The sequence below is a fragment of the Sphingopyxis sp. QXT-31 genome (assembly GCF_001984035.1).
Taxonomy (GTDB): Bacteria; Pseudomonadota; Alphaproteobacteria; order Sphingomonadales; family Sphingomonadaceae; genus Sphingopyxis.
Window position 1 is genome coordinate 1,839,352 of record NZ_CP019449.1, and the last position, 18,487, is coordinate 1,857,838.

Here is an 18,487-nt window from a genome sequence, read left to right on the forward strand (position 1 = left end):
ACAGCTCCCAGTGCGGTTATCCACAACGGAAAGGTAACAAATACCAAGAGTGTCCACATGGCGAACAAGCGTGATCTTTCATAGAGCGGCATGATGGGACAATTGCGCTTCGCCCCCTATTGCACAATGCGATTCTCGTCGCGACGCTGTCGCCAACCAAATAAAAAGCCCCGCCGGATCGCTCCGGCGGGGCTTGTTTCATTAGTCGAAGGCCTAGAGGCCGAGGATCTTACTCCTCGTCGCCACCTTCCGGACGGTCTAGCACCGCGACGTCGTCGGTGGTGAAGTCCTCGCCCTGGACCTTGCCGAGCGGATCGTCGCCGATCGCGGCTTCGGGGCCCTGCGCCAGTTCGGCGGCATGTTCCTCGGCCGCGGTCTGCGGCGCGATCAGATGCTCCTGGTTGGCGCGCATCGCCGCACGCAGCGCCGCGTCCTTCGACGAGGCGGTCACGCGGACGCGGTTCATGGCAGCGCCGGTACCCGCCGGGATCAGGCGGCCGACGATGACATTTTCCTTGAGGCCCTGCAGCGAGTCGATCTTGCCCTGTACCGACGCCTCGGTAAGGACGCGGGTCGTCTCCTGGAAGGACGCCGCCGAAACGAAGCTGCGGGTCTGCAGCGACGCCTTGGTGATGCCGAGCAGGACCGGACGGCCCTCCGCCGGCACGCCGTTCTTCGGCAGCTTGGCGTTATATTCCATCATCTCCAGATAATCGAGCTGCTCGCCCGGCAGCAACGTGGTGTCGCCGCCGTTGGTGATCTCGACCTTTTGCAGCATCTGGCGAACGATCACCTCGATGTGCTTGTCGTTGATCTTCACGCCCTGGAGTCGATAGACTTCCTGGATTTCCGCGACGAGATATTCGGCCAGCGCCTCGACGCCCATGACGTCGAGGATGTCGTGCGGGTTCGGCGAACCGCTAATCAGCGCGTCGCCGCGCTTGACCATGTCGCCTTCCTGCACTTCCAGGACCTTCGACTTGGGGATCAGATACTCGATCGGATCGCCCTCTTCCGGAACGATCGCGATCTTGCGCTTCGCCTTGTAATCCTTGACGAATTCAATGCGGCCGCTGATCTTCGCGATGACGCTGTTGTCCTTCGGAATGCGCGCTTCGAACAGCTCGGCCACCCGCGGCAGACCACCGGTGATGTCGCGCGTCTTCGACGCTTCGCGGCTGACACGCGCCAGAACGTCGCCCGCCTGCACTTCCTGACCGTCCTCGACCGACAGCATCGTGCCGACCGCGAGCAGGTAGCGCGCCGCTTCGCCCGACTGTTCGTCGAGCAGGGTCAGGCGCGGCTGCAGATCTTCCTTCTTCGACCGCCCCGCTGCACGATATTCGATCACGACGCGCTGGGCGATGCCCGTCGCTTCGTCGACCTGTTCGATCAGCGTCTTGGTGTCGGCCAGATCCTGATACTTCACGATGCCCTGCTTTTCGGTGATCAGCGGCATGGTGAACGGATCCCATTCGGCAATCCGCTCGCCCTTCTTCACCTTCTCGCCGTCCTTGAACAGGATCTGAGCACCATAGGGCAGCTTGTGCGTCGCGCGTTCGCGGCCTTCGCTGTCGATGATCGCCAGTTCGCCCGAACGCGACAGCGCCAGACGGCGGCCGCGCTGGTCGACGATCGTCGCCATGTCGCGATATTCGATCGTACCGTCCGAGATCGCTTCGGCGTTCGACTGCTCGTTGACCTGCGCCGCACCACCGATGTGGAAGGTACGCATGGTCAGCTGGGTGCCGGGTTCACCGATCGACTGCGCGGCGATGACGCCGACAGCTTCACCGATGTTCACCGGGGTCCCGCGCGCAAGGTCGCGGCCATAGCATTTGCCGCAAACACCCAGTGTCGCTTCGCAAACCAGCGGCGAGCGGATCTTGACCGACTGGACTTCGGCTTCTTCGATCCGCGCGGTCGTGGGTTCGTCGAGCAGGGTGCCGATCGGCGCGATGACATTGCCGTCCTTGTCGACGACGTCTTCGAGCGTGGTACGGCCGAGGATGCGTTCGCCCAGCGAGGCGATCGTCGAACCGCCCTGGATGATCGCCCGCATTTCCATGCCGCGTTCGGTGCCGCAATCTTCCTCGATCACGACGCAGTCCTGCGACACGTCGACCAGACGGCGGGTCAGGTAACCCGAGTTCGCCGTCTTGAGCGCCGTATCGGCCAGACCCTTACGCGCACCGTGGGTCGAGTTGAAATACTCGAGAACGGTGAGGCCTTCCTTGAAGTTCGAGATGATGGGCGTTTCGATGATCTCGCCCGACGGCTTGGCCATCAGGCCGCGCATGCCCGCGAGCTGCTTCATCTGCGCCTGCGAACCACGGGCACCCGAGTGCGCCATCATATAGATGGAGTTGATCGGGGCCAGACGGCCGTCGTCGAGCTTCGGCGTCGCGCGAATTTCGTCCATCATCGCGTTCGCGACCTTGTCGCCGCACTGCGACCAGGCATCGATGGCCTTGTTATACTTCTCCTGCTGCGTGATCAGGCCGTCCTGATACTGCTGCTCGAAGTCCTTCACGAGCGCGCGGGTCTCGTCGACCATGCCTTCCTTCGACGCCGGGATGATCATGTCGTCCTTGCCGAAGGAAATGCCGGCCTTGAACGCGTTGCGGAAGCCCAGCGCCATGATGGCGTCGGCGAACAACACGGTCTCTTTCTGGCCGGTGTGGCGATAGACCTGGTCGATCACGTCGCCGATTTCCTTCTTGGTGAGAAGGCGGTTGACGACGTCGAAGGGCACGGTGTGCGACTTCGGCAGGCATTCGCCGATCAGCATACGGCCCGGAGTGGTCTCGAACCGCTTCAGATACTCGTTGCCATTCTCGTCGGTCTGCGGAACGCGGCTCACGACCTTGGTGTGGAGCGTCACCGAACCGGTGAACAGCGCCTGGTGCACTTCGGCCATGTCGGCGAGCAGCATGCCCTCGCCCGGCTCGCCTTCGCGCTCCAGCGAGAGATAATAGAGACCGAGGACCATGTCCTGCGACGGAACGATGATCGGCTTGCCGTTCGCGGGGCTGAGGATGTTGTTGGTCGACATCATCAGCACGCGCGCTTCGAGCTGGGCTTCCAGCGACAGCGGCACGTGGACCGCCATCTGGTCACCGTCGAAGTCGGCGTTGAACGCGGCGCAGACCAGCGGGTGAAGCTGGATCGCCTTGCCCTCGATCAGAACCGGCTCGAACGCCTGGATGCCGAGGCGGTGGAGCGTCGGGGCGCGGTTCAGCAGGACCGGGTGCTCGCGAATGACTTCGTCGAGGATGTCCCAGACTTCCTTGCGTTCCTTTTCGACCCACTTCTTCGCCTGTTTCAGGGTCATCGACAGACCCTTGGCGTCGAGGCGCGCGTAGATGAACGGCTTGAACAGTTCGAGCGCCATCTTCTTCGGCAGGCCGCACTGGTGCAGTTTCAGTTCCGGACCGGTCACGATGACCGAACGGCCCGAATAGTCGACGCGCTTGCCGAGCAGGTTCTGGCGGAAGCGGCCCTGCTTGCCCTTGAGCATGTCGGACAGCGACTTCAGCGGACGCTTGTTGGCGCCCGTGATCGTGCGGCCGCGGCGGCCGTTGTCGAAAAGCGCATCGACGGCTTCCTGCAGCATGCGCTTTTCGTTGCGGACGATGATGTCCGGCGCGCGCAGCTCCATCAGGCGCTTCAAACGGTTGTTGCGGTTGATCACGCGGCGATAGAGGTCGTTCAGATCCGAGGTCGCGAAGCGGCCGCCGTCGAGCGGCACCAGCGGGCGCAGTTCGGGCGGGATGACCGGCACGACTTCGAGGATCATCCACTCGGGACGGTTGCCCGATTCGATGAACGATTCCACGACCTTGAGGCGCTTGATGATCTTCTTGGGCTTGAGCTCCGACTTGGTGGTCGCAAGCTCTTCCATCAGGTCGGTGCGTTCCTGCTCCAGATCGAGATTTTCGAGGAGCACGCGGATCGCCTCGGCACCGATGCCGGCCGAGAAGGCGTCTTCGCCATATTCGTCCTGCGCGTCGAGCAATTCGTCTTCGGTCAGCAGCTGGAACTTCTCGAGCGGGGTCAGGCCGGGCTCGAGAACGATGTACGCCTCGAAGTACAGCACGCGCTCGAGCTGCTTCAGCTGCATGTCGAGCAGCAGGCCGATGCGCGACGGCAGCGACTTCAGGAACCAGATGTGCGCGACGGGCGCGGCGAGCTCGATATGGCCCATGCGCTCGCGGCGGACCTTGGTCACCGTGACTTCGACACCGCATTTTTCGCAGACGATGCCCTTGTATTTCATGCGCTTATACTTGCCGCACAGGCATTCATAATCCTTGATCGGACCGAAGATGCGCGCGCAGAACAGGCCGTCGCGCTCGGGCTTGAACGTCCGGTAGTTGATCGTTTCGGGCTTCTTGATCTCGCCGAACGACCACGAGCGGATACGCTCGGGGCTCGCGATGCCGATCTTGATCATGTCGAAGGTTTCGGGCTTCGCGACCGGGTTCATGAAGTTGGTAAGCTGGTTCATATTCTAGCTCCATCTTCCCCTCTCGCTTAGCACGAGAGGGGTGAGGAAAAATCTTATTCGGCGGCTTCGGGAAGGGCTTCCGGACCTTCGTCGGGATCCTCTTCCGCATAGGAAGACAATTCGACGTTGAGGCCCAGCGAGCGCATTTCCTTGACGAGCACGTTGAAGCTTTCGGGAATGCCGGCCTCGAAGGTGTCGTCGCCCTTGACGATCGCTTCGTAGACCTTGGTGCGGCCGATCACGTCGTCGGACTTAACCGTCAGCATTTCCTGGAGCGTGTACGCCGCGCCATAGGCCTGGAGCGCCCAGACCTCCATTTCACCGAAGCGCTGGCCGCCGAACTGCGCCTTACCGCCCAGAGGCTGCTGGGTGACAAGCGAGTACGGCCCGATCGAACGCGCGTGGATCTTGTCGTCGACCAGGTGATGCAGCTTCAGGATATACATATATCCCACCGTCACCTTGCGGTCGAAACGGTCGCCGGTGCGGCCGTCGTAGAGATCGACCTGACCCGAGCGATCGAGACCCGCGCGTTCCAGCATCGCCGACACGTCGCCTTCGCGCGCACCGTCGAACACCGGGGTCGCGAAGGGCACGCCCACCGACAGGTTTCCGGCGAGTTCGACGACCTCTTCCGAGCTGCGCGCCTTGATTTCGTCGGCATATTCGTCGCCATAGGCCTGCAGCAGCGCTTCGCGTACCGCCTCGGGCGGGGCGCCGGCCTCGGGGTCGGGGTTCGCCATACGCCAGTCCTCGAGCGCCGCGGTGATCCGCTGGCCGAAACCGCGCGATGCCCAACCGAGGTGCGTTTCGAGAATCTGCCCGACGTTCATGCGCGACGGCACGCCCAGCGGGTTGAGCACGAAGTCGACATGCGTCCCGTCCTCGAGGAACGGCATGTCCTCGACCGGCAGGATGCGGCTGATGATGCCCTTGTTGCCGTGACGGCCGGCCATCTTGTCGCCCGACTGCAGCTTGCGCTTCACCGCGACGAAGACCTTGACCATCTTGAGCACGCCCGGTGCGAGTTCGTCGCCGCGCTGCAGCTTTTCGACGCGATCTTCGTACTTCGCGCTGATCCGCTTGATCGCGTCGTCATACTGCGCCTTGATCGCTTCCAATGCGGTCTGCGCATTGTCATCGACGACGGCGAGCTTCCACCAGTCCGAACGGTCGAGGTCGACGAGCATCTGTTCGGTGACTTCGTCGCCCTTCTTCAGGCCCTTGGGCACCGCACTGGTCGTTTGACCGATCAGCAGGTCCTTGAGGCTGGAGAAGGTCGCGCGGTTGAGGATCGCGCGCTCGTCGTCGGCGTCCTGCTTCAGGCGCTCGATTTCCTCGCGTTCGATCGCGATCGCGCGTTCGTCCTTGTCGATACCGTGGCGGTTGAAGACGCGGACTTCGACGACCGTGCCCGACACGCCCGGCGGCAGGCGGAGCGAGGTGTCGCGCACGTCGCTGGCCTTTTCGCCGAAGATCGCGCGCAGCAGCTTCTCTTCCGGCGTCATCGGCGATTCACCCTTGGGGGTGATCTTGCCGGCCAGAATATCGCCCGGGCCGACTTCGGCGCCGATGTAGACGATGCCCGCTTCGTCGAGGTTGCGGAGCGCTTCCTCGCCGACGTTCGGGATGTCGCGCGTGATGTCCTCGGGGCCAAGGCGCGTGTCGCGGGCGGTGACTTCGAATTCCTCGATGTGGATCGAGGTGAAGACGTCGTCCTTCACGATGCGTTCGGAAATGAGGATCGAGTCCTCATAATTATAGCCGTTCCACGGCATGAACGCGACGAGCACATTTTTGCCGAGCGCCAGTTCGCCGAGTTCGGTCGACGGACCGTCGGCGATGATGTCGCCGGCGCGGACGACTTCGCCCACCTTCACCAGCGGACGCTGGTTGATGCAGGTGTTCTGGTTCGACCGCTGGAACTTCTGCAGGCGATAGATGTCGACGCCCGACCTGCCGGGTTCGACCATGTCGGTCGCACGGATGACGATACGCGTCGCGTCGACCTGGTCGATGATGCCGCCGCGGCGCGCCGCGATGGCTGCACCGGAGTCGCGGGCAACGGTTTCTTCCATGCCGGTGCCGACCACGGGCGCTTCGGCCCGTAGCAGCGGCACAGCCTGACGCTGCATGTTCGAGCCCATGAGCGCGCGGTTGGCGTCATCGTTTTCCAGGAACGGGATGAGCGATGCCGCGACCGAAACCAGCTGCTTCGGCGACACGTCCATCAGCGTGATCTGATCGCGCGGGGCCATCAGGAATTCGCCCGCTTCGCGCGCCGAGATCAGCTCGTCGATGAAGCTGCCGTCGGGGTTGAGGTCGGCGTTCGCCTGGGCAACCGTGTGCTTCTGCTCTTCCATCGCCGACAGATAGACGACTTCGGTCGTGACCTTGCCGTCGATGATCTTGCGGTACGGGGTCTCGATAAAGCCGTACTTGTTCACGCGCGCAAAGGTGGCGAGCGAGTTGATCAGACCGATGTTCGGGCCTTCGGGCGTTTCGATCGGGCAGATACGGCCATAATGCGTCGGGTGAACGTCGCGGACTTCGAAGCCAGCCCTTTCACGGGTCAGCCCGCCCGGCCCGAGCGCCGACACGCGGCGCTTGTGGGTGACTTCCGACAGCGGGTTGGTCTGGTCCATGAACTGCGAGAGCTGCGACGAACCGAAGAATTCGCGCACCGCGGCGACCGCGGGCTTCGCGTTGATCAGGTCGTTCGGCATCACGGTCGACACGTCGACCGAGCTCATACGCTCTTTAACGGCGCGCTCCATGCGGAGCAGACCGACGCGATACTGGTTCTCGAGCAATTCGCCGACCGAACGCACACGGCGGTTGCCGAGGTTGTCGATATCGTCGATTTCGCCCTTGCCGTCCTTCAGGTTCACCAGTTCCTTGACGACGGCAAGGATATCCTCGCTGCGCAGCGTGGTGACCGTATCCTCGGCGTCGAGGCCGAGGCGCATGTTGAGCTTGACGCGGCCGACGGCCGACAGGTCGTAGCGCTCGGGGTCGAAGAACAGGCCGCCGAACAAAGCTTCCGCGGTTTCGCGCGTCGGCGGTTCGCCGGGGCGCATGACGCGGTAGATGTCCGAAAGCGCCTGGTCGCGGTCCTCGGCCTTGTCCGCCTTCAGCGTGTTGCGGATCCAGGGACCGGTGTTGTTGTGATCGATGTCGAGCAGCACGAGCTTGTCGATGCCCGCACCGTCGATCTTTTCGAGATTGTCGGCGGTCACTTCGTCGCCGGCTTCGATATAGATCTCGCCGGTCGACTCGTTGATCAGGTCATAGGCGCTGTAGCGGCCGAAGATTTCCTCGGTCGGGATCAGCAGCGTGTCGAGACCGTCCTTCGCCGCCTTATTGGCAAGGCGCGGGCTGATCTTGTGGCCGGCGGCAAAGACGACTTCGCCGGTCTTGGCATCCACCACATCGAAAGCGGGCTTCGCGCCGCGCCAATTCTCGACCTGGAAGGGCACGCGCCAGCCATTTTCGGCGCGCTCGAAGACGAGGCGGTCATAGAAATGGTTGAGGATTTCCTCGCCCGTCATGCCCAGCGCATAGAGCAGCGACGTCACCGGCAGCTTGCGCTTGCGGTCGATACGGACGTTGACGATGTCCTTGGCGTCGAATTCGAAGTCGAGCCACGAACCGCGGTACGGAATGACGCGCGCGGCGAACAGGAACTTGCCCGACGAGTGGGTCTTGCCGCGATCATGGTCGAAGAGCACACCCGGCGAACGGTGCATCTGCGACACGATGACGCGCTCGGTGCCATTGACGAAGAAGGTGCCGTTCTCGGTCATGAGCGGCATGTCGCCCATGTAGACGTCCTGCTCCTTGATATCGAGGACCGAGCGGGTGTCGGTCTCGCTGTCGACTTCGAACACGATCAGGCGCAGTGTGACCTTCATCGGCGCCGCATAGGTGATGCCGCGCTGACGGCATTCCTCGACGTCATACTTGGGCGCTTCGAGTTCGTAATGGACGAAGTCGAGCTCGGCAGTGCCGGCGAAATCGCGGATCGGGAAAACGCTGCGCAGCGTCTTTTCGAGGCCCGAAACATAGCCGACCGAGGGGTCGGACCGCAGGAACTGCTCATAGGATTCGCGCTGCACCTCGATGAGGTTGGGCATCTCCACCGCTTCGTGGATGTTGCCGAACAGCTTACGGATTCGCTTGCTCGCGGTTGCTTCGAGGGCCTTGCCCACCGACTTCGCCTTGGTCGCCATAAGTGATTGTCTCGCCTTGATAAATTAGATCGCGGACGCGATCGAGACGCAAAAAGGCCGCAGGCAACCGTCGCCGGTTTACCGCAGCTTCTTGACGCATCTCGAAATCCCCGCCGACCTATCCGTACAGCCTGCCGCGCAAAGTCAGGCTCTATCTCGAACGATGGGGTGTGCGGGCGATATAGGTTTCGGGTCCTATTTTGTCAACGCGGCGGGCCGGGGATATTGGCCGGCGATGTCGAATCGGGGGCCGATGACGGTTTCGGGGTGGTTTTCAAACCGTCCTCTATTTCCGTTCGTGTCGAGCGAAGTCGATACACTTGAAGGCGCGCGCCAACTCGGCGTGTCTCGACTTCGCTCGACACGAACGGGATTTATAGGTCGGCTTGACTGCTTCCGCCCGGAACCGGCAATTCCATCCCCACCCGACGGGCTGATCTGACGCTTAGGCCTGAGCATCCTTCCAGTCGCGCTTGATCTTTTTGGCGAGGCTCCATTTGTGGACTTCGGTGGGGCCGTCGTAGATGCGGAAGGCGCGGACTTCGCGGAACACCTGCTCGACGATCGTCTTGTCGGTCACGCCGGTGCCGCCCATCACCTGGACGCAGCGGTCGGCGATGCGCATTAGGGCTTCGGACACCGCGACCTTCGCCATCGAGCTTTCGGCGGTGCCGAGGTCGCCAGTGTCGAGCACTTCGGCGCACCAGCGGATCATCAGTTCGGATTGCTTGAGGTCGATGAGGTTCTCGGCGAGCATGAAGCCGACGCCCTCATGGTCGATCAGCGGCTTGCCGAAGGCGTGGCGCCAATTGGCATAGTCGGTCGCGATCTCGTGCGCGCGCTGGCAGGCGCCGTGCCAGCGCATACAGTGCGACAGGCGCGCGGGCGACAGCCGCACCTGCGCATATTTGAAGCCCTCGCCCGCTTCGCCCAGCATCTGGTCGGCCGGGACGCGGAGGTTGTCGATGATCACCGTCGCATGGCCGCCGGGCATCGAGCTGTCGATCGTGTTGGGCACATGCTCGATGCGGATCGCGGGGTCGGGCAGATCGACGAGGAACATGCACGCGCCGCCGCCCGCGGCGACATCCTCGGCCTTCGCCATGACGATGCCGACCTTCGCGCCGTCGGCGCCGGTGATGAAGCATTTGCGGCCGTTGATGACCCAGTGGTTGCCGTCCATCCGGCAGACCGTCTTCATCATCGAGGGGTCGGATCCCGCACCGCCCTCCTCCGCAGGTTCGGTCATGAAAAAGGCCGAGCGGGCGTGGCCCTGCACCAGCTGGTCGAGGAAGCGCGCCTTGAGCTCGGGGCTGCCGACCTTGCCGAGCAGATACATATTGCCCTCGTCGGGTGCGGCGGTGTTGCACGCGAGTGGGCCGAGCGGGGACAGCCCCGACTTTTGGAGGACATAGGCGGTTTCGACCTGCGTCAGATGGTCGCCGTCGGGGAGGATGTGGGGCGTGAGCACCCCCGCGGCGCGCGCTTTGGCCTTGAGCTCGTCGACCAGTTCGTCGGTCGGGGCGCCGTGATGGTCGCGGCGCGGGTCGTTCTCATAGGGGGCGACGACGGTGCGGACGAAGGCTTCGACGCGGGCGCCGATTTCGAGGGCGCGTTCCGAGACGGTCGCGGCGGCGGCTTGCTGATGGCTCATCTGTGGCTCCCCTGTCGTGTCGGGGACCCGTTGGATCATTTGGCGCGGCGGGGCAAGCGCTTCGCAAACGAAGCATCGCGCAAAAAAGGATGCCCCGGTCGTGGGGGACCGGGGCATCGCATCGGGCTACTTAAGGGACCAACCAAATATAGCCCGAACTCGGGTACTCTTCAGACCTTAGCGCAGCAGGTTCATCACGCCCTGCTGGCTCTGGTTCGCCTGGGCGAGCATCGCGGTCGATGCCTGGGCCAAGATGCCGGCGGCGGCGAGCTTCGTCGATTCCGCCGAGAAGTCGGTGTCTTCGATGCGCGACTTCGAGTCCGCCAGATTCACGACGGTCGACGTCAAATTGTCGACAGTGGCTTCGAGGCGGTTCTGCTGGGCACCCAGGTTGGCGCGTTCGGTGGCGACCGTCTGGATCGCGGTGTCGAGCGTGGCGAGCGCGCCCGACGCGCCGGCAGCGGTCGAGAAGTCGAGGCCGTCGACGCCGAGGCCGGCCGACTGCATGTCGGCAACGGTGATGTTCACGACTTCGCCGTCGTTGAGGCCGGTCTGGATGTCGAGGTCGGCGGTGCCGTCGAGCAGCGCGGTACCGTTGAAGGTGGTCCGCGTCGCAACATCGTCGATCTGCGCGATCAGCGCGGTGACTTCGGTCTGGATCGCGGTGCGGTCGTCGTCGCCCAGCGTGCCGGTCGAGGCCTGGATCGCCAGTTCACGCATACGGACGAGCATGTTCGAAATGCCGCCCATCGCGCCTTCGGCGGTTTGCGACAGCGAGATGCCGTCGTTGGCGTTGCGGACGGCCTGGTTGAGGCCACGGACGCTGGCGTCCATGCGGGTGGCGATGGCGAGGCCGGCGGCGTCGTCCTTCGCGCTGTTGATGCGCTTGCCGCTCGACAGGCGTTCCATCGCCTCCGACTGCATGCGACCCGCAACCCGCGAGTTGTTCTGGGCGCGGAGCGCGCTCACATTGGTGTTGATAACGGTCATAAGTTCCCTTTCCGGCCCCCCAAGGGCCATTCCCATGGTGTGCGGCTCGGCGAGCTTCACGATTGCAGTAACGGCGGGCGGCGGCGGGGCTTAAGCGCGCGCGTCAAAAAAACGCCGCAATGGGTTAACGCCGGCCCCGATCTGCAATCACCCCTATGTTTTTCAACGGAAAAAATTTCTGGCACGCGCTTTGCATTACTCTTTGCGTGCGGCGCGATGCCGCGGTGAGGACGGATGATTATGAGCACGATTGACCAGAGCCGGCTGCTGCAGATGCGCAGTTCGATCCTCAATCAGAACGAAGCGCTGCAGCGCGCCGCGGGCCGCGGTGGTGCGGGCGGCGTCGACGGCGCGGCGGGAACCCTCGATTTCGGATCGGCGATCTCGGCCGCGCTGCAGCAGGTCAACGCCCAGCAGTCGAAGGCGAGCGAGATCACCGAAGCCTATGAGCGCGGCGACACGCACGACATCGTCAGCGTGATGATCGAGCGCCAGAAGGCCTCGCTCGGTTTCGAGACCACGCTGCAGGTGCGCAACAAGCTGCTCTCCGCGTACCGCGACATCATGAACATACCGGTCTGATCCGATGGCCGATACCCAAATCCTGAATCCCGTCGACGCGGGCAGCGACCGCCGCCTCCCCGTTCCCGCCGCGGGCGGCCGCTTCGCGCCGATCCAGCAGGCGCTGCGCCAGCCCGCCGTCCAGCGCGCCTTGCCCGCGATCGCCACCACCGCCGCGATCGGCATCGCCGCGCTCGCCTATTTCGCGACCGCCGCGGCGCCGCAGACCCAGCTCTTCGCCGGGCTCGCCGACGCCGACAAGGCCGCGGTCGCCGAAGCGCTGACCGCGCAAGGCATCGCACACAGCATCGACGCCACCACCGGCGCGCTGACCGTCGACGCCGACAAGCTCCACGCCGCGCGCATCGCGCTCGCGGGGCAAGGCCTGCCCAAGGCGTCGGCCGACGGCAGCGAGATGATCGGCGCCTTGCCGATGGGCGCCAGCCGCGCGATCGAGGGCGAGACGCTGCGCGGTGCGCGCGAAGCCGACCTCGCCCGCACGATCGAGGCGATCGACGCGGTCAAGGGCGCGCGCGTGCATATCGCCGCCGCCGAACCCAGCCTCTTCGTTCGCGAGGACAAGCCCGCGACGGCATCGGTGATGCTGACGCTGCAGAACGGCCGCAGCCTCAGCGACGGCCAGGTGCAGGCGATCCGCTTCCTCGTCGCCTCGTCGGTGCCGGGGATGAACGCCGACCAGGTGTCGGTGATCGACCAGCGCGGCGCTTTGCTGTCGGACTCGGCGACGTCTGGCGACATGCAGGCGTTCCAGCTGCAGACGCAGATGGAGGACCGTTATCGCCGCGCGCTGGACAGCCTGCTCGGCCCGATGCTCGGCGCGGGCAATTATACCGTCGAAGTCCACGCCGACGTCGACATGTCCGAAAGCCAGGCGACGCGCGAAAGCTTTCCGGAGAACGACCGCGCGCTGACAAGCGAGATGGTCACGCGCTCGGTCAGCGGCCAGGGCGACGCGCCCGCGGTCGGCATCCCCGGCGCGCTGTCGAACCAGCCGCCGCCGGCCTCGGCGCTGAACCAGACCCCGAACGGCACCGCCCCCGGCGCTCCCGCCCCGGCGACGCAGAGCAACGAGAACGCCCAGCGCGCCTATGAGGTCGGCCGCGAGATTTCGGTCACGCATCGCCCGCAGGGCCAGCTCCGCCGCGTCTCGGTCGCGGTCGCGCTCAACCAGGGATCGAAGGCGCTGACCCGCGCCGACATCACCAAGATCGACGGCCTCGTGAAGGGCGCGGTCGGCTTCGATGCGGCGCGCGGCGACCAGGTCGCGATCAGCCAGCGCCCCTTCGCCAAGGTCGAGGACATGTCGCCCGCCTTCTACGAACAGGGCTGGTTCCTGCCGCTGGTCAAGCAGATCGGCGCGGTGCTCGTCGCGATCCTCGCCTTCTTCTTCATCGGCCGCCCGCTGATCAAGGCCGCCAAGGCCCGCGCCGCCGCGCGCGCCGAACGCGATGCCGCGCTCGAGGAATCGCTGATGGCGGCCGCCGAGGGCGGCAACCCCGCCCTCCCCCGCCCGCGCGGCCGCGAAATCACCCTCGAGATGATCGAGGCGGCGCCGAGCTACGAGGACCGCGCCAACCTCGTCCGCGCCTTCGTCCGCCAGGATTCGGCGCGCGCCGCGATCGTCGTGCGCCAGCTGATGCAGGAGGGCGCCCGTGGCTGATCTCGACACCGACCTCGGCACCTCGCCCGCGAAGGCCGCGGTCGAAGGCTCTGCCGCCGCCGCGATCCTGTTGATGCTGCTCGACGAAAGCGAAGCCGCGACGATCCTGAAGCACCTCGACCCCGCCGAAGTGCGCCAGCTGGCGAAAGGCATGTTCGACGCCGCCAACGCGACCGAAGTCCAGATCGAGCAGGCGCTCGACCGCTTCGTGACGCGCAGCCGCTCGGTCAGCGCGTTCAGCGTCGGCGCCGACACGCGCATCCGCACCGTGATCAACCAGGCGGTGGGCAACGTCCGCGCCGACAATATCCTGGCCGCCGTCGCGCCGCAGTCGAGCGCCGCGTCGCTCGAAATGCTGCGCTGGATGGACATCGACGCCATCAGTGGATTGTTGGCGAGCGAACATCCGCAGGTCGGCGCGCTGATCCTCTCGGTGCTCGTCCCCGACATCGCGGCGCGCGCGATCGAGACGCTCGACGAAGTGCTGCAGGCCGACCTGGTGCTGCGTGCGGCGCAGCTGTCGTCGGTCCCCGCCGCGGCGATCGAGGATCTGGAATCGGTGCTCGCCGCCGCCAATGTCGGCGGCCAGCGCGTTGCCAAGCAGCCGATCGGCGGCCCGAGCGATGTCGCCAAGATCATGAAGAAGATGTCGAAGTCGGCCAGCGAGCGCGCAATCCGCAACCTCAAGAAATCGGACCGCCAGCTCGCGCAGACGATCGAGGAAGAGATGTTCATCTTCGAAAATCTGCGCGATCTCGACATGAAGAGCCTGGGCACCATATTGCGCGGCGTCGATGCGTCGCAGCTTTCGATCGCGCTCAAGGGCGCCGACGACGACATGGTCGACCTCTGCCTCTCGACGATGTCGCAGCGCGCCTCGGAAACGATCCGCGACGAAATGGCCGAGATGACGATGGTCAAGCGCACCGACGTCGACGACGCGCAGAAGGCGATCATGACGATCGTCCGCCAGATGGCCGCCTCGGGCGAGATCATGATCGCGGGTGCGGGCGACGATTATGTCTGACAACAGCTTCGCCCCCACCCCGCTCGCGATGGCGATGGCACGGCAGGGCGGTTTCCGCCCGATGTCCTTCGACCCCGCGGTGCGCGAGGCCGAGGCCCAAGCCGCCGCGCATGTGCACGTCGAGGTCGAGCCCGGCGAAGACCCGTTCGAAAAGGGCCTCGCAGAAGGCCAGCGCCTCGCCGAAGCCGGGTTCGTGGTCGAGCGCGGCCAGCTGCTCGCGCTCGTCGCGGGCGCCGAGGCGCTGCAGGACGAACCCAGCGAAGAGCTTGCGCAGCTGATCGCCGAGACCGTCGAGCGGCTCGTCCGCCAGATCGTCGCCGACGCGCCGATCGACGCGGTCTGGCTCAAGGACCAGGCCGAAACCGCCGCCGCCCTCGTGTCGGAAGCCGACAAGGCGCGCACCCTGTGGGCTCACCCGCAGGACGCCGCGCTGCTGATGGACAGCGACATCCGCCTGCCCGTCGCCGCCGACGCGACGATGATGCGCGGTACCGTCCGCGTCGAGACTTCCGCTGGCTGGATCGAGCATGGCCGCGCCGTGTATCTCAATGAACTGCGCGCCGCACTGGGCCGCGAGGAAGCCAGCGCATGACGCGCCGCCTCGCCCTGTCGGCGCAGCAATTGCTCGCCCCCGTCGATATCGCCAAGGCGAGCCCGCGCCGCATCGGCACGCTCGTCGCGCACGAGGGCATCATGCTCGAAGTGTCGGGTTTCCCGCAGCCGCTGGGCAGCAACGTCCGCATCAAGTCGGCCGACAACGACTATGTCTATGGCGAGGTCGTGGGCTTCCGCGGGCACCGCAGCCTGGTCCTGCCCTTCGACATGAACAAGCCGCTGGTCACCGGCGCGCCGGTCGAGCCGCATGGCGCCAGCTCGATGGTCCCCGTCGGAAAGACCTTGCTCGGCCGGATCATGGACGCGCAGGGCAATCCGCTCGACGGGCGCCCGCCGATCAAGTCGCAATTCCTGTGGCCGCTCGCCGGGCGCAAGGTCAACCCGCTACGCCGCGGTCGCGTCACCCGCCCGCTCGACATGGGCGTGCGCGCGATCAATGGGCTGCTGACCGTCGGCGAAGGCCAGCGCGTCGCGATCATCGCGGGCTCGGGCGTCGGCAAGTCGGTGCTGATGGGCCAGATGATCGCAGGCACCGACTGCGACGTGATCGTCGTCGGGCTGATCGGCGAGCGCAGCCGCGAAGTCAGCGACTTCGTCGAAACCAAATTGCCCCCCGAAGTCCGCAAGAAATCGGTCGTCGTCGCGGTCCCCGCCGACCACCCGCCGCTGCTCCGCCTGCGCGCCGCGATGCGCGCGACCGCGATCGCCGAAGCCTTTCGCGACGAGGGCAAGAAGGTCCTCCTCCTCATCGACAGCCTGACCCGCGTCGCGCATGCGCAGCGCGAGATCGGGCTGACCCTGGGCGAGCCGCCGACGATGAAGGGCTATCCACCCTCGGTCTTCGCGCTGATCCCCTCGCTGTGCGAACGCGCCGGCATCGACAAGAAGACCGGCGGATCGGTCACCGCGCTCTACACCGTGCTCGCCGACGGCGGCGACATCGAGGATCCGGTGGTCGACAGCGCGCGTGCGATCGTCGACGGCCACATCATCCTGTCGCGGCAGATGGCCGAACAGGGCGTCTATCCCGCGATCGACGTCGCGCGCTCGCTGTCGCGCACGATGGTCGACTCGGTCGATCCCGAGCATGCCGCCGCCGCCGCGCGCTTTCGCCAGCTCTGGTCGGCGTATGAAGAGAACCGCGATCTGATGCTGATGGGCGCCTATGTCGCCGGCGGCGATCCGGTGCTCGACGAGGCGATCATGCGCCGCGCCGACCAGCTCGCTTTCGTATCGCAGGGCGCCAAGGCCCAGGTCGATTTCACCACCTCCCGCCAAACCCTAGTCGAAGGATATAGTGCATGACCTCTCGCACCGCGCGCCGCAAACGGATCATCCGCGTGCGCAGCGTCGAACATCAGATGGCGGAGGCCAATCTCGCGCGCGCCAACAGCGAGCTTGCGAATCTCGTCGAGCTCGGCAAGCGGCTCGAGGTGCTGCGCACCGACCTCGCGATGGCGAAGGGCGCGGTCGCCGGGCGCGCGCTCAACACGATCGGCGAACTCGGCATGCGGCTCGACATGGCGAAGGAAAATCTCGTCGCGCCGACGGCGGGCGCCAGCGCGCGCCGCGACCAGATGGGCGCGCTCGCCCAGCGCGCGATGGTCAAGGAAGAATCGGCGGTGCGCCTCTACGAGCGCGGCCGCAAATCGGCCGAACAGGAAAGCGAACGCCGCGCCGACGCCAACCGCCCGTTCCGCACCGGCATGCGCCTGCGCCTGATCGACGGCGGCATCGCATGATGCCTGCGCTGCCGCAGACCCAGGCGACGCCGATGCCCTCGCTGCTCGCGATGCTGACCCCGGTACAGGGCGGCGAGGCGGGCGAAGCGGGCGCGTTCGAGCAGCTTGTCGCCGCGCAGACGCGCGGGACGGCGCCGGTGGCCGCGCCGCTTGCCGTGCCCGTCGTGAAGATCGCGCCGATGGCGAGCGTCGCAGCCGCTCATGGCGCTGCGCCGATCGCGGCAACGACACTTGCCGAAGCATCGAATAGTGAACCGCAAGCCACTCCCATCCCCGTTCGTGCTGAGCTTGTCGAAGCACCGTCCTCCTCGCTGTCGACGCCACAAGAAAATACGGCCCTTCAACAAGCTCAGGGCGAACGGCTGTTGGGTACGACCGAGCTCGCACCCGTCGCCGCTCCCGCCATGCCGATCCAGTTTGCACCTGTTGCCGTATCCGCAGCAGCTCTGCCGACAGCGATTGCGCCGCAGCCCGCGCGCCCTGCCCTGCCGCTTCATGCGCCGCAGGTGGCCGTGCCGCGGAATCCCGCCCCGACCGTAGACCTCCCGGTCGAAACCGCCACGCCGGGCAAGCCCGAAGCCGCGCCCACCGACAAGGCGATCCTCGCCGCGAACGAATTGCTCGCGACGCTGGCGCAGTTCACCATTACCGCGGGCAAGCCCGCCACTGCCAAGCCCGCAATCGCCCTGCCCGCCACCGACGGCGAAGGCGCGAGCGAGGGCGAAACCCCGGTGGCCGCCGAAGCCGCCCCCGTCGCCGCGTTTCTGGCCTCGATCACCGCGCCCGCCGAAGCGCGCCCCGCCGGCAAGCCCGCCGCCGAGATGGCCCCCGCCGCCAAGCCGCGCCGCGACGACGCGCCCGCGCTGCCGGCCGCCGCGCCGAAGGCCCGCAGCGATGCGCCCGCGATGCCGATGCTCGCCGCGCTCGAATCCCCCGCCGCCAAGCCTGCTGCCGAGCCGTCGATGACGGTGCTTTTCGCCCAGCCCGCCACCGCCGCGACAACCGCGCTAGCCGCCGCCGCGCCCGTCGCGACGATCGCCGAACGGGTACTCGACCTCGGCAGCGACGACGCCTGGATCGAACAGCTCGCCGCCGACATCGCCGCGACCAAATCGGCGTCGGGCGACATCAGCTTTCGCCTGATGCCGCGCCACCTCGGCCGCCTCGACGTGTCGATGATGGTGGGCGACGAGGGCGTGTCGGTCAGGCTCGACACCCAGCACGAAGCCACCGCGACGATCGTCACCGCGGCGCAGACGCGCCTCGCCGACGATCTCCGCCAACAGGGCGTGCGCGTCGCCGAAACGCAGGTGACCTGCACCCCGAACGAGACCGGCCGCCAGTCGCAGCAGGGCCAGGGCCGCAGCGGCGCGCAGGATGCGAGCCATCTGATCGAAACCGCCGACGACCGCGCCGAAGCGCGTACCGAAACCCGTGACGAGCGCAGCGGCGAACGCCGCGGCCGCTTCGCCTAA

General features: G+C 65.8%; 11 protein-coding genes. 7 read left to right on the plus strand and 4 right to left on the minus strand.

The features are described from left to right. Positions 1-229: 229 nt before the first annotated feature. From rpoC to BWQ93_RS08925, 4 genes are all read right to left on the minus strand, one after another. Entirely contained in the window at positions 230-4,510 is a 4,281-nt protein-coding gene (rpoC, locus tag BWQ93_RS08910; protein ID WP_077030237.1) for a DNA-directed RNA polymerase subunit beta', read from the minus strand. Between the two features lie 53 nt (positions 4,511-4,563). Next, on the minus strand, positions 4,564-8,742 hold the full coding sequence (gene rpoB / locus BWQ93_RS08915) for a DNA-directed RNA polymerase subunit beta (RefSeq protein ID WP_077030238.1): 4,179 nt from the start codon (positions 8,740-8,742) through the stop codon (positions 4,564-4,566). 445 nt (positions 8,743-9,187) lie between these two features. After that, positions 9,188-10,396: an acyl-CoA dehydrogenase family protein gene (locus BWQ93_RS08920; protein WP_077030239.1), complete on the minus strand. Its 1,209-nt coding sequence runs from the start codon at positions 10,394-10,396 to the stop codon at positions 9,188-9,190. Positions 10,397-10,573: 177 nt separating this feature from the next. Continuing rightward, positions 10,574-11,386 carry a flagellin N-terminal helical domain-containing protein gene (locus BWQ93_RS08925; protein ID WP_077030240.1) on the minus strand — a complete coding sequence of 271 codons (813 nt, stop codon included), beginning with the start codon at positions 11,384-11,386 and terminating at the stop codon, positions 10,574-10,576. A gap of 240 nt (positions 11,387-11,626) precedes the next feature. Between BWQ93_RS08925 and fliE the strand changes: the two genes are divergently transcribed. Genes fliE through BWQ93_RS21375 form a run of 7 tightly spaced genes read left to right on the plus strand, consistent with a single transcriptional unit; the run spans position 11,627 to position 18,487 of the window. Continuing rightward, entirely contained in the window at positions 11,627-11,968 is a 342-nt protein-coding gene (gene fliE / locus BWQ93_RS08930) for a flagellar hook-basal body complex protein FliE (RefSeq protein ID WP_077032287.1), read from the plus strand. A 4-nt stretch (positions 11,969-11,972) separates the two neighbouring features. Further along, positions 11,973-13,628 (plus strand): flagellar basal-body MS-ring/collar protein FliF, encoded by a 1,656-nt coding sequence (gene fliF, locus BWQ93_RS08935; RefSeq protein ID WP_077030241.1) that lies wholly within the window; start codon positions 11,973-11,975, stop codon positions 13,626-13,628. After that, entirely contained in the window at positions 13,621-14,655 is a 1,035-nt protein-coding gene (locus tag BWQ93_RS08940; protein ID WP_077030242.1) for a flagellar motor switch protein FliG, read from the plus strand. Before fliF ends, BWQ93_RS08940 begins: the two co-directional genes overlap by 8 nt. Then, positions 14,648-15,247: a FliH/SctL family protein gene (locus BWQ93_RS08945; RefSeq protein WP_077030243.1), complete on the plus strand. Its 600-nt coding sequence runs from the start codon at positions 14,648-14,650 to the stop codon at positions 15,245-15,247. Before BWQ93_RS08940 ends, BWQ93_RS08945 begins: the two co-directional genes overlap by 8 nt. Next, complete coding sequence (locus BWQ93_RS08950) at positions 15,244-16,575, plus strand: FliI/YscN family ATPase (protein WP_077030244.1); 1,332 nt, start codon at positions 15,244-15,246, stop codon at positions 16,573-16,575. The genes BWQ93_RS08945 and BWQ93_RS08950 overlap by 4 nt, the downstream gene beginning before the upstream one ends. Further along, positions 16,572-17,012: a hypothetical protein gene (locus BWQ93_RS08955; protein WP_077030245.1), complete on the plus strand. Its 441-nt coding sequence runs from the start codon at positions 16,572-16,574 to the stop codon at positions 17,010-17,012. The genes BWQ93_RS08950 and BWQ93_RS08955 overlap by 4 nt, the downstream gene beginning before the upstream one ends. Next, positions 17,009-18,487: a flagellar hook-length control protein FliK gene (locus BWQ93_RS21375; RefSeq protein ID WP_077030246.1), complete on the plus strand. Its 1,479-nt coding sequence runs from the start codon at positions 17,009-17,011 to the stop codon at positions 18,485-18,487. The genes BWQ93_RS08955 and BWQ93_RS21375 overlap by 4 nt, the downstream gene beginning before the upstream one ends.